The organism is Pseudomonas sp. S30_BP2TU TE3576 (assembly GCF_050436025.1).
Classification (GTDB): domain Bacteria; phylum Pseudomonadota; class Gammaproteobacteria; order Pseudomonadales; family Pseudomonadaceae; genus Aquipseudomonas.
In genome coordinates this window covers 4,161,486-4,176,427 of sequence record NZ_JBNDLK010000001.1, presented here as the reverse complement: position 1 = coordinate 4,176,427, position 14,942 = coordinate 4,161,486, and the positions used below count along the sequence as shown (strand labels likewise).

Annotated in this window: 15 protein-coding genes; 13 read left to right on the top strand and 2 right to left on the bottom strand. The window is 59.4% G+C overall.

What is annotated here, in order from left to right; genetic code table 11:
- The first annotated feature begins 56 nt into the window (after window positions 1–56).
- The 3 genes from ABIA48_RS19080 to ABIA48_RS19070 all read left to right on the top strand — a co-directional run bounded on the left by ABIA48_RS19080 (window position 57) and on the right by ABIA48_RS19070 (window position 1,617).
- Window positions 57–401: a pentapeptide repeat-containing protein gene (locus ABIA48_RS19080; protein WP_007990076.1), complete on the top strand. Its 345-nt coding sequence runs from the start codon at window positions 57–59 to the stop codon at window positions 399–401.
- A 245-nt stretch (window positions 402–646) separates the two neighbouring features.
- Window positions 647–919 (top strand): TfoX/Sxy family protein, encoded by a 273-nt coding sequence (locus ABIA48_RS19075; RefSeq protein ID WP_007971093.1) that lies wholly within the window; start codon window positions 647–649, stop codon window positions 917–919.
- Window positions 920–1,299: 380 nt separating this feature from the next.
- Window positions 1,300–1,617 (top strand): Rieske (2Fe-2S) protein, encoded by a 318-nt coding sequence (locus ABIA48_RS19070; RefSeq protein ID WP_429490588.1) that lies wholly within the window; start codon window positions 1,300–1,302, stop codon window positions 1,615–1,617.
- On the opposite strand, the gene sfsA is transcribed toward ABIA48_RS19070, so the two are convergent.
- Window positions 1,614–2,327: a DNA/RNA nuclease SfsA gene (sfsA, locus tag ABIA48_RS19065; protein WP_429490586.1), complete on the bottom strand. Its 714-nt coding sequence runs from the start codon at window positions 2,325–2,327 to the stop codon at window positions 1,614–1,616. The two genes, ABIA48_RS19070 and sfsA, sit on opposite strands and share 4 nt — an antisense overlap.
- A complete protein-coding gene (locus ABIA48_RS19060) occupies window positions 2,327–3,499 on the bottom strand; it encodes a pyridoxal phosphate-dependent aminotransferase (RefSeq protein ID WP_429490584.1) in 1,173 nt (390 codons plus the stop codon). Before ABIA48_RS19060 ends, sfsA begins: the two co-directional genes overlap by 1 nt.
- Before the next feature lie 332 nt (window positions 3,500–3,831).
- Here ABIA48_RS19060 and dksA point away from each other — a divergent pair, with 332 nt between their 5' ends.
- The 10 genes from dksA to panC all read left to right on the top strand — a co-directional run bounded on the left by dksA (window position 3,832) and on the right by panC (window position 14,809).
- Entirely contained in the window at window positions 3,832–4,272 is a 441-nt protein-coding gene (dksA, locus tag ABIA48_RS19055) for an RNA polymerase-binding protein DksA (RefSeq protein WP_007995322.1), read from the top strand.
- Between the two features lie 202 nt (window positions 4,273–4,474).
- Window positions 4,475–5,371, top strand: coding sequence for a tRNA glutamyl-Q(34) synthetase GluQRS (gene gluQRS, locus ABIA48_RS19050; RefSeq protein WP_429490582.1), 897 nt, complete (start codon window positions 4,475–4,477; stop codon window positions 5,369–5,371).
- 77 nt (window positions 5,372–5,448) lie between these two features.
- Window positions 5,449–5,625 (top strand): hypothetical protein, encoded by a 177-nt coding sequence (locus ABIA48_RS19045; protein WP_003176118.1) that lies wholly within the window; start codon window positions 5,449–5,451, stop codon window positions 5,623–5,625.
- The gene (locus tag ABIA48_RS19040; RefSeq protein ID WP_007990065.1) at window positions 5,609–8,563 is read left to right on the top strand and encodes a sensor histidine kinase; all 2,955 of its coding nucleotides are present in this window, start codon (window positions 5,609–5,611) and stop codon (window positions 8,561–8,563) included. The genes ABIA48_RS19045 and ABIA48_RS19040 overlap by 17 nt, the downstream gene beginning before the upstream one ends.
- A gap of 22 nt (window positions 8,564–8,585) precedes the next feature.
- Entirely contained in the window at window positions 8,586–10,025 is a 1,440-nt protein-coding gene (locus ABIA48_RS19035) for a sigma-54-dependent transcriptional regulator (protein ID WP_429490580.1), read from the top strand.
- A 455-nt stretch (window positions 10,026–10,480) separates the two neighbouring features.
- On the top strand, window positions 10,481–10,825 hold the full coding sequence (locus tag ABIA48_RS19030; protein ID WP_429490578.1) for a hypothetical protein: 345 nt from the start codon (window positions 10,481–10,483) through the stop codon (window positions 10,823–10,825).
- 72 nt (window positions 10,826–10,897) lie between these two features.
- Window positions 10,898–12,298 (top strand): polynucleotide adenylyltransferase PcnB, encoded by a 1,401-nt coding sequence (locus ABIA48_RS19025; RefSeq protein ID WP_007990946.1) that lies wholly within the window; start codon window positions 10,898–10,900, stop codon window positions 12,296–12,298.
- A gap of 3 nt (window positions 12,299–12,301) precedes the next feature.
- Window positions 12,302–12,787: a 2-amino-4-hydroxy-6-hydroxymethyldihydropteridine diphosphokinase gene (gene folK, locus ABIA48_RS19020; protein ID WP_007990944.1), complete on the top strand. Its 486-nt coding sequence runs from the start codon at window positions 12,302–12,304 to the stop codon at window positions 12,785–12,787.
- A gap of 364 nt (window positions 12,788–13,151) precedes the next feature.
- Window positions 13,152–13,952, top strand: coding sequence for a 3-methyl-2-oxobutanoate hydroxymethyltransferase (gene panB, locus ABIA48_RS19015; protein WP_429490575.1), 801 nt, complete (start codon window positions 13,152–13,154; stop codon window positions 13,950–13,952).
- Window positions 13,949–14,809, top strand: a complete 861-nt coding sequence (panC, locus tag ABIA48_RS19010) for a pantoate--beta-alanine ligase (protein ID WP_429490573.1) — start codon at window positions 13,949–13,951, stop codon at window positions 14,807–14,809. Before panB ends, panC begins: the two co-directional genes overlap by 4 nt.
- The last annotated feature ends 133 nt before the right edge of the window (window positions 14,810–14,942 follow it).

Below are 14,942 nucleotides of genomic sequence, written 5' to 3'. Positions count from 1 at the left end.
ACGACTGTCAAATAGTGGCACTATACTGGCGTCATAAAACCATCAGGTGATGCGACATGAGCCAGCCGAAACTTCTCGACACACCGCTTTATGCCCTGCTGCACAAAGACGACATCAGAGGCTTCAACAGTGAGCGCCCCAAGGATGGCCCCATCGACATGGCGGGTGGAGACTTCCGGGGGCTGGACCTGCGCGAGTTGAATGCCGACGGTGTGGATTTCAGCAACGCTTACTTCCGTTCCGCCGACTTGCGCGGCATCGACTTCAGCAAAGCGAACCTGGAAGGCGCGAGCCTGGCCCATGCGCAAATCTCCGGCGCCTACTTTCCAGTGGAGCTCAGTGCCGACGAAATCCTGATGTCGATGAACTTCGGCACACGTTTGCGCTATCGCACCCGCTGATCAACGTCGCGGACTGATACGTCCAGCGCCCCTCGCAGCGCTGGACTACGGGGATGCTCACCCGTAATTCATGATCATTCCCCGCCTTTTCCTTCCGTGTTCGCGGATTTTTCACACTCTGCCAATACTCGCCTCTTAGAAGCATTTGCGCCGAAAACCAGCAAACAATCACGCGTTTCCTACTGATGGCTACACTCCTCAGAAGATTGCCCACGCTCTCCATTCGGCCATCGCAAGGAGGCTTGATGAATGATGAACTGCAACACCTGAAGAATCTTGGCAAGACGTCAGCGCAATGGCTGCATGCCGTGGGCATCCATAGCGCGTCGGACTTGCGTCGCCTCGGGGCGGTGGATGCTTATCGGGCCGTGCGCACGCGCGGTTTTCGGGCGTCCAAGGTGTTGTTGTACGCAATTGAAGGTGCCCTGATGGACGTTCACTGGAATGACATTCCTGCCGAGCGCAAGGAAGCGTTGAACAAACAACTGGAAGCTATCTCTTCACGCCACAAGAACTGATCCGGTAAATATTTCTGAAGCTTTTCAACCGGAAACTCAATGATTACAGGGCCTGTAGAAGTAAATTCGACGAATCGCAAAGAAATCAAAAAACAGCGGTTGACTTGGTAATGAGAATCGATATGATTATCACAACTGGTCGCGAGACTGGTCGATATTCTGAAAAGCCCTTGGTTCGGACTCTCGGATTATCTCCTCATCAGGCTAATCACGGTTATTTGACCCGGCTCTTGCCGGGTCTTTTTTTGCCTGTTGAAAAGTACCGACAGGGTCAGGCGTAGCTTCCTTCCAAGGATTCCACGGGCAAGTCAGCCATTTGATAGCATTCAATACTTAAGCTCGGACATGTCCGGTCACGAGCCGCAGGACCGAGGATAGACATGAAGTTGCTTTGCGCAGGTGCCGAACTGGCCAATGACAGCAGTCGCGGGTTCGACATTGATGGCCAAAAGTTTTTTGCGGTGCGCCGTAGTGGACAGGTTTATGTCTATATCAATCGCTGTCCGCACCGGGGCGTCGGCCTGGAGTGGCATCCCGACCAGTTTCTCGACCCCAGCAACAGCCTGATCCAGTGCGCCACCCATGGCGCACTGTTTCTGATCGAAGACGGTGAATGCGTCGCCGGCCCCTGCGCGGGGCAAGCCTTGACCGGCGTGAGCTGTCGCGAGGATGAACAAGGGATCTGGATCAGCCTTTAGCCACCCGGTAACACGTCCAGACGCCGGTCGACCCGCATTTCTTCGTGGCTCAACCGCACACCGTAAGCCAATACCTCAACCCCACAGGCCACAGCTTCACGCAAGGCTTGCGCATAAGCCGCATCGATTTCCTGCGCCGGGCGCACGGCCTCGATATCGGTCAGGCAGACACAGTACAGCTGCACCGCGCGAATACCGTCCCTGGCCAGATGGGCCAGCTCCCGCAGATGCTTGGCGCCACGCTGGGTGACCGCATCGGGAAACGCCGCCACCGCCGTACCGTCGAAACCCAGGGTCACGCTTTTGACTTCGATGTAGGCCGGCCCGTCGGGATAATCGAGGCGGAAATCGATGCGACTGTTTTCCTGACCGTAAGCCACTTCGCGCTTGAGCCCGGTAAAGCCGTTCAGTTCTGTGATGACGCCCGCTCGCAGCGCCTCTTCGATCAAACCATTGGCGCGGGCAGTGTTCACGCAAAACAGCCGCCCTTGCGGGGTTTCACCAATCTCCCAAGTGCCAGGCAACTTGCGTTTCGGGTCGTTGGAGCGGCTGAACCAGACCTGCCCGCCCTCGACCTGACAATTGAGCATCGAGCCCGTGTTCGGGCAGTGAATGGTCAGCAACTCGCCGTCAACGGTTTCGATGTCGGCGAGAAAACGCTTGTAACGACGGATCAGGCGACCCTCTTCGAGGGGAGGATGAAAACGCATCAGCCTTGCCAGCTCCGCAATCCACGAGCGATGCGCTCGACCGCCTCCTGCAACCGCTGAAGATTTTGCGTATAGGCGAAGCGCACGTGATGCCCGGCCTGATAACGCCCGAAATCCAGCCCTGGGGTGAACGCCACATGTTCGGTTTCGAGAAAATGTTTACAGAACGCGAAGGCATCGCCGCCGAACTTGCTGATATCGGCGTACAAGTAGAACGCCCCTTCCGGCTCCACGGCAATGCCAAAACCCATTTCACGCAAGGCCGGCAGCAGGTAATCCCGACGCCGGCCAAACTCGGCGCGACGCTCTTCGAGAATGCTGATGGTTGCCGGCTCGAAACAGGCCAGCGCAGCGTGCTGCGCCATGCTCGGAGCACTGATGTAGAGATTCTGGGCGAGTTTTTCCAGCTCTCCGACGGCAGCGTCGGGGGCCACCAGCCATCCGAGTCGCCAACCGGTCATCCCGAAATACTTCGAAAAACTATTCAGAACGAATGCACTGTCGTCAACTTCCAGCACACTGGCCGCATCGGTGCCATAGGTCAGGCCGTGATAAATCTCGTCGACCACCAGATGGCCGTGGCGCTCCTTGATCGCGACAGACAGCTTCGCCAACTCGTCGCGGGTCAGGATCGTGCCGGTCGGATTGGCTGGCGACGCCACCAATGCACCGACGCTGTCATGGTCCCAATGACGTTCGATCAGGCCAGGTGTCAACTGATAACGCACATCCGGACCGACTGGCACCAGTTGCGCCGCACCTTCGACCAATCGCAGGAAGTGCCGGTTACAGGGGTAGCCAGGGTCCGCCAGCAGCCAGTGTTTACCGGGGTCTACCAGCAAAGCGCTGGCCAGCAGCAGCGCTCCGGACCCGCCGGGTGTGATGAGGATCCGCCGCGGGTCGATGTTCAAACCATAACGTTGCTGGTAAAAGCCCGAAATGGCCTCACGCAGCTCTGGAATGCCGCGTGCGGCGGTGTAACGGGTCCGCCCTGCCGCCAGAGCAGCCTGGCCGGCCTGGATGATCGGTTCGGCGGTGGTGAAGTCCGGCTCACCGATTTCCAGGTGGATCACGTCATGGCCGGCCGCCTGCAATTCGTTGGCCCGCGCCAACAGCGCCATGACATGGAAAGGTTCGATCGCGCGACTGCGGGCACTGTAGGACTGAGCCATTGGCCTTCCTTCAACGGAAAAAAAAACGATTCTACCCAAGCGCAGGAACGAGCGAGAACCTAAAGCGGTCAGAGGCCTTGTAACCCCAGTCACAAACGACTCAAGCGCGAGCGCAAGGTTTGACTAAAATCAATAATTGAGCAGGCTCCAGAGCTACCAGACAACAGTTTGTCATCATTGGCAAGCACCCTGTGCCGCGAGCTCGACATCCGGGAGTAGCGCGGCCCGAGTTGATCTGGTAAGTTCGCCCGCTTGCAGCCGCAGGGCCGGCAGGTGCCGGTGATGGAGCAATCCTGCGCAGATGGATTACAAGAGTAGAGGCGGTCTATTTCATGTCCACCCAAGCAAAGCAGCAAAACCAGACGATCAGCGGCTTCGAGCCCTATGTTCAGAAAGCCGGCGAAGAGTACATGGGCGAGCCCATGCGCAAGCACTTCACCAAGGTTCTGAATCAGTGGAAAAAAGAGCTGATGGAAGGTGTCGACAAGACCGTGGACCACATGAAGGACGAAGCGGCCAACTTTCCTGATCCGGCAGACCGTGCCAGCCAGGAAGAGGAATTCGCCCTCGAACTGCGTGCCCGCGATCGTGAACGCAAGTTGATCAAGAAGATCGACAAGACACTTCAACTGATCGAAGACGAAGAGTACGGCTGGTGCGAGTCCTGCGGCATCGAGATCGGCGTCAAGCGCCTCGAAGCGCGCCCTACCGCCGACCTGTGCATCGACTGCAAGACCCTGGCGGAAATCAAGGAAAAGCAAGTCGGCAAGTAATGGCGACTTGAACGAAGAACGGAGCGTGCGAACGCTCCGTTTTTGTTTCTAAAATTCTCCTCAGCAGCAAACCTGTGGGAGCGGGCTCGCTCGCGAAGGGGCCATCAGCTTCAACATTAATGCCGCCCGACCTACCGCTTTCGCGAGCAAGCCCGCTCCCACAGGTGATTTGCGCAAGCCAGGACAACGTAATATTGCCCCCATGACTGCCATCGCCTCCCCCACTTACATCGGTCGCTTCGCCCCCACGCCCAGTGGCCACCTGCATTTCGGTTCACTGGTCGCAGCGCTAGCCTCCTACCTTGATGCGCGCTCGGTGGGCGGACGCTGGCTGATGCGCATGGAGGACCTTGACCCGCCCCGCGAGGAACCCGGCGCCCAGATGGCCATTCTCAAGGCACTGGAAAGCTACGGTTTCGAGTGGGATGGCGACCTGGTTCGCCAAAGCGAGCGGCACGATGCCTACGCCGAGGTACTCGATCGCCTGTTCAATCACGGCCTGGCCTACGCCTGCACTTGCTCACGCAAACAGCTGGAGCCGTATCACGGCATTTACCCGGGCCTGTGCCGCAATGCCGGTCATGGCACTGACAATGCTGCCATCCGCCTGCGCGTGCCGGAACTGGAATACCATTTCATCGACCGGGTGCAGGGCGAGTACCGCCAACATCTGGGCCGGGAAGTCGGCGATTTCGTGATCCGCCGCCGCGACGGGCTCTATGCCTATCAATTGGCCGTGGTCCTGGACGATGCCTGGCAGGGCATCACCGACATCGTTCGCGGTGCCGACCTGCTGGACTCCACGCCCCGCCAGCTCTACCTGCAGGAACTGCTCGGCCTGCCTCAACCGCGTTATCTGCATATCCCGCTGATTACCCAGCCAGATGGCAACAAACTCGGTAAATCCTACCGTTCGCCGCCGCTGACCGAGGATCAGGCAACGCCGCTGTTATTGCGGGCGCTACGCGCACTGGGACAGAACCCGGGAACCGAACTGATTGATGCCACGCCACGGGAAGTGCTGAATTGGGGCATTGCCCACTGGGATGCCTCGTTGATCCCGCGCACACTGAGCCTGCCCGAGGCACAGCTGTTGTGATCGCACTTGCAGTGGCGCGCCCATCCGTTACCATCGCCGCACGTTTTCGGGCACGTGCATAAAAAAGAGAGGCCGGGATGTACATCTATCGCTTGGTCCTGCTTTTGGTAGTGGGGATTTACCTGTTTTCCCCAGCCATCATGGATTGGTGGATCGACGCCACTGGCGCCTGGTATCGCCCTTATCTGCTCTGGCTGATTCTGATCGTCGTGACCTTCATCCTGCAGAGTCAAAAAGATGCCGATGAGCTTTAGCCTGACCCAGATGATCCTGATCAGCGCCGCGTACCTGGCGGTGCTGTTCGGTGTGGCCTGGATCAGTGAACGGGGCATGATCCCCCGGGCGATCATTCGCCACCCGCTGACTTACACCCTGTCACTGGGCGTCTACGCCAGCGCCTGGGCGTTTTACGGCACCGTGGGCCTGGCCTATCAGTACGGCTATGGCTTTCTGTCCAGCTACCTGGGTGTCTCCGGGGCCTTTCTGCTGGCGCCGGTGCTGCTTTATCCGATACTGAAGATCACCCGCACCTATCAACTGTCGTCGTTGGCGGACCTGTTTGCCTTCCGCTTTCGCAGCACCTGGGCCGGTGCGCTGACCACGATTTTCATGCTGGTCGGCGTATTGCCGTTGCTGGCCTTGCAGATTCAGGCGGTCGCCGACTCCATCGGCATCCTCACCCGCGAGCCGGTCCAGCACCGCGTGGCCCTGAGCTTCTGCGCATTGATTACGCTGTTCACGATTTTCTTCGGCTCCCGCCACATCGCCACCCGCGAAAAGCATGAAGGCCTGGTGTTCGCGATTGCCTTCGAATCGGTAATCAAGCTGATCGCCCTCGGCGGTGTCGGGCTGTATGCGCTTTACGGCGTGTTCGATGGCCCGCAACAGCTTGAGCTTTGGCTGCTGCAAAACCAGACCGCGCTCGCTGCCCTGCACACGCCTTTGCAGGAAGGCCCGTGGCGTACGCTGTTGCTGGTGTTCTTCGCCTCGGCGATCGTGATGCCGCACATGTATCACATGACCTTTACTGAAAACCTCAACCCGCGCTCGCTGGTCAGTGCGAGCTGGGGCTTGCCGCTGTTCCTGCTGCTGATGAGCCTGGCGGTGCCGCTGATTCTCTGGGCCGGCCTGAAACTGGGTGCTACCACCAATCCGGAATACTTCACCCTGGGCATCGGCATCGCCGCCAACAGCAAGGCTTTGGCATTACTGGCGTATGTCGGCGGGCTATCCGCCGCCAGTGGCCTGATCATCGTCACCACGCTGGCGCTGTCCGGGATGGCCTTGAACCATCTGGTGCTGCCGCTGTATCAGCCTCCGGCCGAAGGCAACATCTACCGCTGGCTGAAGTGGACCCGCCGGGCGCTGATTGTCGCGATCATCATGGCCGGCTACGGCTTCTACCTGATGCTCGGTGCCGAACAGGACCTGGCCAACCTCGGCATTGTCGCGTTCGTCGCCACGCTGCAGTTCCTGCCGGGCGTGCTGTCGGTCCTGTATTGGCCGACCGCCAACCGTCGCGGCTTCATCGCCGGCTTGCTGGCGGGAATTCTGGTGTGGCTGGTGACCATGCTGTTGCCGCTGGTCGGCAACCTGCAAGGTTTCTACATTCCGTTGCTGAACATGATCTACGTGCTGGACGACACCAGTTGGCACATGGCGGCGATTGCCTCGCTGGCAGCCAACGTGCTGATGTTTACCCTGATTTCGCTGTTCACCAACGCCAGCACCGAAGAGGCCAGCGCCGCCGAAGCCTGTGCCGTGGACAACGTGCGTCGCCCGCAGCGCCGCGAACTGCACGCCGCCTCGCCCCAGGAATTTGCCACACAGCTTGCAAAACCATTGGGTGCAAAAGCGGCACAGAAAGAAGTGGAACAGGCCCTGCGCGACCTTTATCTGCCATTCGACGAACGCCGGCCGTATGCCCTGCGTCGCTTGCGTGACCGCATCGAAGCCAACCTCTCCGGCCTGATGGGGCCGAGCGTGGCCCAGGACATGGTCGAAACCTTCCTGCCGTACAAGGCTGGCGGCGAAAACTACGTCACCGAAGACATCCACTTCATCGAAAGTCGCCTCGAGGACTACCACTCGCGCCTGACCGGCCTGGCCGCCGAACTCGATGCCCTGCGCCGCTATCACCGCCAGACGCTGCAGGAATTGCCGATGGGCGTGTGCTCGCTGGCCAAGGATCAGGAAATCCTCATGTGGAACAAAGCCATGGAGGAGCTTACCGGCATCGCCGCACAGCGTGTGGTCGGTTCGCGCCTGAGCACCATTGCCGACCCATGGAAGGAGTTGCTGCAAGGTTTCATCAATCTGCCGGACGAACACCTGCACAAGCAGCACCTGGCCCTCGACGGCCAGACTCGCTGGCTGAACCTGCACAAAGCGGCGATCGACGAACCGCTCGCACCGGGTAACAGTGGCCTGGTGTTGCTGGTGGAAGACTTGACCGAAACCCAGATGCTCGAGGACAAACTGGTGCATTCCGAGCGCCTGGCGAGCATCGGTCGACTGGCGGCTGGCGTGGCCCATGAAATCGGCAATCCGATCACCGGTATCGCGTGCCTGGCGCAGAACCTGCGCGAAGAACGTGAAGAAGACGGTGAGCTGAAGGAAATCAGCGGGCAGATCCTCGAGCAAACCAAACGCGTATCACGCATTGTCCAGTCGCTGATGAGCTTTGCCCATGCCGGCAGCCATCAGCACAGCGACGAGCCCGTCTGTCTGGCCGAAGTGGCCCAGGATGCCATCGGCCTGCTGGCCCTGAACCGGCGCAATTTCGAGGTGCAGTTCTACAACCTGTGCGACCCCGAACACTGGGTCGAAGGCGACCCGCAGCGGCTGGCCCAGGTATTGATCAACCTGCTCTCAAACGCCCGTGACGCCTCGCCTCCCGGCAGTGCGGTACGGGTCAAGAGCGAAGCCGGCGAACACACGGTCGATCTGATCGTGGAGGACGAAGGCAGCGGTATTCCGTCGAGCATCATGGACCGATTGTTCGAACCATTCTTCACCACCAAAGACCCTGGCGAAGGCACCGGTCTGGGCCTTGCACTGGTCTATTCCATCGTTGAAGAGCATTATGGACAAATCACCATCGACAGCCCGGCTGATGTTCAAAGCCAACGCGGCACCCGAATCAGGGTTACCTTGCCGCGTCATGTCGAAGCGACGTCCGCTGTGAACTGAGACCGTCGAGAGTATCGAATCAATGCCGCACATTTTGATCGTCGAAGACGAAACCATTATCCGCTCCGCCTTGCGCCGCCTGCTGGAACGTAACCAGTACCAGGTCAGCGAAGCCGGTTCAGTGCAGGAAGCACAAGAACGCTTCACCATTCCCTCGTTCGACCTGATCGTCAGTGACCTGCGCCTGCCGGGCGCGCCTGGCACGGAGTTGATCAAGCTCGCCCAAGGCACGCCAGTGCTGATCATGACCAGCTATGCGAGCCTGCGCTCGGCAGTCGACTCGATGAAAATGGGCGCTGTCGATTACATTGCCAAGCCGTTCGACCACGACGAAATGCTGCAAGCCGCCGCGCGAATCCTGCGTGACCGGCAAACGGTACAGGCCGGCGGTGAAGCCGTTGCCGGCAAAGCCGCCAATGGTTCGGCGAAATCCGGTGCCGACAACAGCAACGGTGAAATCGGCATTATCGGCTCGTGCCCGCCGATGCAGGACCTGTACGGCAAGATCCGCAAAGTGGCACCGACCGATTCCAACGTTCTGGTCCAGGGCGAATCCGGTACCGGTAAAGAGTTGGTGGCGCGCGCCCTGCACAACCTGTCCAAACGCGCCAAGGCGCCGATGATTTCGGTGAACTGCGCGGCTATTCCGGAAAGCCTGATCGAATCCGAATTGTTCGGCCACGAGAAAGGCGCATTCACTGGCGCCAGCGCCGGGCGCGCCGGCCTGGTAGAAGCGGCGGACGGCGGCACCTTGTTCCTCGACGAAATCGGTGAACTGCCGCTGGAAGCCCAGGCTCGCTTGCTGCGCGTATTGCAGGAAGGTGAAATTCGCCGGGTGGGCTCGGTGCAGTCGCAAAAAGTCGATGTGCGCCTGATCGCCGCGACTCACCGCGACCTCAAGAGCCTGGCGAAAATCGGCCAGTTCCGGGAAGACTTGTATTACCGCCTCCACGTTATCGCGCTGAAGCTGCCAGCCCTGCGCGAGCGCGGTGCCGACGTCAACGAAATCGCCAATGCCTTCCTGGCGCGGCAAAGTGCGCGAATCAACCGCACCGACCTGAAGTTCGCCGCGGATGCCGAGCAAGCCATTCGCCACTACTCCTGGCCGGGCAACGTTCGTGAACTGGAAAACGCCGTCGAGCGCGCCGTTATCCTGTGCGAAAGCCCGGAAATTTCCGCCGACCTGCTGGGCATCGACATCGAGCTGGGCGACCTGGAAGACGATGAGTTCATTGGCCTGCCCCCACAACAGGGCAACGGCAGTGCCAGTAACAACAACCACGAACCGACCGAAGACCTCTCCCTGGAAGACTATTTCCAGCATTTCGTCCTCGAGCATCAGGACCACATGACCGAAACCGAACTGGCCCGCAAACTCGGAGTCAGCCGCAAATGCCTGTGGGAGCGCCGTCAGCGCCTGGGCATCCCGCGTCGCAAGACCGGGGTGGCCAGCGAAAGCTGAACCGCACCTGTCTCATGTGCGGGTAACACATGACTTTGTGGAAAAAACTGTTACCTCAGTTTTTTCACGTAACAGAAGCCGGGGCTTACGGTAACGAAGCCCCGGCTTTTTTTGGCCCTTGAAATACCTGGCAATCGGCCTAACCCCTTGTTTTATTGGGTTTTGAAAAAGTTGGCACGCACCCTGCTATATGTTTGGTACAAGAACAATAACAAGCAATGCACAAAACAATAAAAATAAGACGAATCGACTCACGCACAATAAAAACAAGACGGCGAGAGGCGCAGCTAACTGATTCTTTTGGAGAGGCGTTGTATTTGGGGCTAGCCCCACGACCAGGCTGAGAACAACAAAAAACTGTCTTAAGACAGAGCCTGTACTGGTTGGATCGAAAGATCACTGCAATTCAGCGACCAAAGCAATCCGTTTGCTCTTGGCTCCCGATTGGGAGGGTCATGAAGGAAAGCTTCATGGCGAGGGCACTCAACAAAAACAAGAAGCCCGAAACCAAAAATAAAAATAGAGCATGCAACTACTTCTTGGGGAGCTTCGGCTCCCCTTGTGGTTTCTGGCGTTTGGCATGTAGCAGCTGCCGAGCCTGCGAGGCTGCGTTCGGCGGCGAAGCCGTCGTAAATCCAGGCAACTCGTTCCTTCTGACACACCGCAAATTCAGGTTTCACGACGGCTTCGCCGCCGAACGCCGCCTCGCGCTGCTCGACAGCTGCTACAGGCAGCCATTTATGTCGTTAAGAGACGTCCTTCACGCGCTTGCGCAGCTTCCTACACCATCCCCCGACTAAATGCTAGAATCCCCGCCCATCATGCGGTCATTCTTCTGTTATGGCCGAACATTCCTTCAAACAGTGCATCCCATGCTGAAGAAGCTGTTCCAGTCATTCCGTTCTCCCAAGCGTCCTACGCAACACATTCGCAGCACGCCTGAAGTGCTCAACAGCGGCCAACATTCGCTGCAAAAGGCGCAATTCAGCCGTTACGCGGTGAATATCGTTGAACGCCTGCAGAGCGCCGGTTATCAGGCTTACCTGGTTGGCGGTTGCGTGCGCGACATGCTGCTGGGCATCACACCGAAAGATTTCGACGTTGCCACCAGCGCCACACCCGAGCAGGTGCGGGCCGAATTCCGTAACGCACGGATCATTGGGCGCCGATTCAAACTGGTGCACATCCACTTCGGCCGCGAAATCATCGAAGTTGCGACCTTCCGCGCCAATCACCCGCAAAACGAAGACGAGGAAGACAGCAACCAGTCTTCCCGCAACGAAAGCGGGCGCATCTTGCGCGATAACGTCTATGGCACCCTGGAGGAAGACGCGCAACGTCGCGACTTCACTATCAATGCCTTGTATTACGATCCGGTCAGCGAACGCATCCTCGACTACGCCAACGGCGTACACGACATCCGCAATCACCTGATCCGCCTGATCGGCGATCCGAAGCAACGCTACCAGGAAGACCCGGTACGCATGCTGCGGGCCGTGCGTTTCGCTGCCAAGCTGAACTTCGGTATCGAAAAACACAGTGCCCTGCCGATCCGCGACCTGGCGCCAATGCTGCGCGAGATCCCGTCGGCTCGCCTGTTCGAAGAAGTGCTCAAGCTGTTCCTCTCCGGCCATGCCGCGGATACGTTTGAAATGCTGGTCGACTTGCAGTTGTTCGATCCACTGTTCCCGGCCAGCGCCGAAGCACTGGAATACAACCCGACGTACACCCACACCCTGATCAGCGAAGCTCTGATCAATACCGACCTGCGGATCAAGCAGAACAAACCGGTCACCCCGGCGTTCCTGTTTGCAGCCCTGCTCTGGCCCGCCCTGCCAGCCCGCGTCTTGCGCCTGCAGGAGCGTGGCATGCCGCCGATTCCGGCGATGCAGGAAGCGGCGCACGAACTGATCGCCGAACAGTGCCAGCGGATTGCGATTCCGAAACGCTTCACCATGCCGATCCGCGAGATCTGGGACATGCAGGAGCGCCTGCCGCGCCGCAGCGGCAAGCGTGCCGATCTGCTGCTGGACAATCCACGTTTCCGCGCCGGCTACGACTTCCTGCTGCTGCGCGAAAGCGCTGGCGAGCAGACCGATGGCCTGGGCGAATGGTGGACGGACTATCAGGACGCCAACGACAGTGAGCGCCGTGACATGATTCGCGACCTCAGCGGCAAGGACGAAGGCACCGGCGCGCCGCGCAAGCGTCGCCGCAGCGGTGGTTCCAAGCGCAAACGCGCCGCTGGCGCTTCGAGCACCACGGGCGAGTAATCCATGGAACGCATCTACATCGGCATGGGCAGCAATCTGGCTGACCCCGCCGAACAATTGCGCAGTGCCGTCGAGGCGCTGGCGCAGTTGCCGCAATCGGAGCTGGTCGGGGTGTCCGCGTTTTATCAAAGTGACTCGCTGCTACCTGGCCAACCGCGCTACACCAATGCGGTGGCCGCTCTCGACAGCACGCTGGCAGCGCTGGACTTGCTCGATGCCTTGCAGGCCATCGAAAACGGCCAGGGTCGCGAGCGCCTTGAGCGCTGGGGACCGCGAACGCTGGATCTCGACATTTTGCTGTTCGGTGACCGCCTGATCGACGAACCGCGCCTCAAGGTTCCCCATTACCACATGCAGGAGCGAGCCTTCGTGTTGTATCCGCTCGCGGAATTGGCACCTGCGGACCTGCGACTGGCCGATGGCCGGACCTTGGCCGAACTGCTCAAGGCATGCCCGTTCGTCGGCCTGGAACGCCTGCCCCAAAATTGACCGAAATCCCCTGTGGGAGCGGGCTTGCTCGCGAAAGCGGTGTGTCATCCAGAATCAATGTTGGCTGAAACACCGCTTTCGCGAGCAAGCCCGCTCCCACATTGGGTTTGTGTCGAGCACAAGATCTGCTGCTGAATCGCATCAGTTACCCCGGTAACACCCCACCCGTAACAATGCGGTAACACACGCAATTGACTTCCCTCGTTCTCCTCACGACTATAGGCGTCCCGCTGCCGCCAACACGGCGTTTAAGGGCGCAATCCAGGCCTTAAAAGCACGACAAAAGAACGTGCGCCTGTATTTAACGAAGAATCACGCGCGTTACTCGCAGTAGTTTCCACAGCGCCTGAATGAGGAACTTTTCATGCCAGCCATCACCCTGACCACCCTGCAAGGTCTGAAGCAAAAAGGTGAAAAGATCACCATGCTGACCTGCTACGACGCGACCTTCGCCCATGCCTGCAATCAGGCCGGCGTCGAAGTGCTGCTGGTGGGCGACTCCCTCGGCATGGTTTTGCAGGGCCACGACAGCACCTTGCCTGTCACCACCGCAGAAATGGCGTATCACGTGGCCGCCGTCAAACGCGGTAACAGCGATGCCCTGATCCTCGCCGACCTGCCTTTCATGGCCTACGCCACCACCGAACAAGCCATGACCAACAGCGCCCTGTTGATGCAGGCCGGCGCGCACATGGTCAAGGTTGAAGGGGCGTTGTGGCTGGCCGATTCGATTCGCCTGCTGGCCGAGCGCGGCGTCCCAGTATGCGCGCATATGGGCCTGACGCCGCAATCGGTGAACATCCTTGGTGGCTACAAGGTCCAGGGTCGCAATGAAAACCAGGCGCGGCAGATGCGTGCCGACGCGATTTCCCTGGAACAGGCGGGCGCGGCCATGTTGCTGCTCGAATGCGTCCCCAGTGAATTGGCAGAAGAAATCACCCAGGCGGTGAAGATTCCGGTGATTGGCATTGGCGCCGGCAATCGCACCGATGGCCAGGTGCTGGTTCTGCACGACATGCTGGGGCTGTCCATTACTGGCCGCGTGCCAAAATTCGTGAAAAACTTCATGGCTGGCCAGACCGGCATTGAAGCTGCACTGAATGCCTACGTGACTGAAGTCAAGGCGGCGACTTTCCCTGGGATCGAACACGGATTCTCTGCATGAACACCGTAAAAACCGTACGCGAACTGCGGGCCGCCGTGGCCCGTGCCCGTAGCGAAGGCAAGCGCATTGCCTTTGTGCCGACCATGGGCAACCTGCACAGCGGCCACGTTGCACTGGTGACCAAAGCCTCCCAACGGGCGGACTTCGTGGTCGCGAGCGTTTTCGTCAATCCGCTGCAATTCGGTGCTGGCGAAGACCTCGACAAGTACCCGCGCACCCTCGCCGCCGACCAGGAGAAACTGCTCCAGGCCGGTTGTCATTTGTTGTTCGCGCCAACCGTCGAGGAGATGTATCCCGATGGCATGGCCGGCCAGACCCGCGTCAGTGTCCCGCAATTGTCCGAAGGTCTGTGCGGCGCCAGCCGTCCGGGGCATTTCGAAGGCGTGGCGACGGTGGTCAGCAAGCTGTTCAACATGGTCCAGCCGGACTTGGCGATTTTCGGCGAGAAAGACTTTCAGCAACTGGCGGTGATTCGCGCGCTGGTACATGACCTGAACATGCCGATCCAGATCATCGGCGAGCCCACTGTTCGCGCAACCGATGGCCTGGCGCTGTCGTCGCGCAACGGTTTCCTCAGCGAAGAGCAACGTGCTGTAGCACCGGTGGTCTACCGCACGCTGAATGCGATCGGTGAGGCGATCAAGCAGGGCGAACGCGATTACCCGGCGCTGATCGACACGCAGATCAAACAGCTCGAAACGGCTGGCCTGCGTCCTGATTATCTGGAAATCCGCCATGCACGGACCCTGCGCCCGGCGACGGCGCAGGATCGCGACCTGGTGATTCTGGTGGCGGCGTTCCTCGGTACGACACGGTTGATCGACAATCTGCACCTGAACCTCGACACCCCAGCCTGAACACCACAAAACAAATGTGGGAGCGGGCTTGCTCGCGAATACGGTTTGTTATTCAGCATAGATGTTGACTGACCCACCGCTTTCGCGAGCAAGCTCGCTCCCACAGTGGGGCTTCTGCGCCCAAACAGACTGT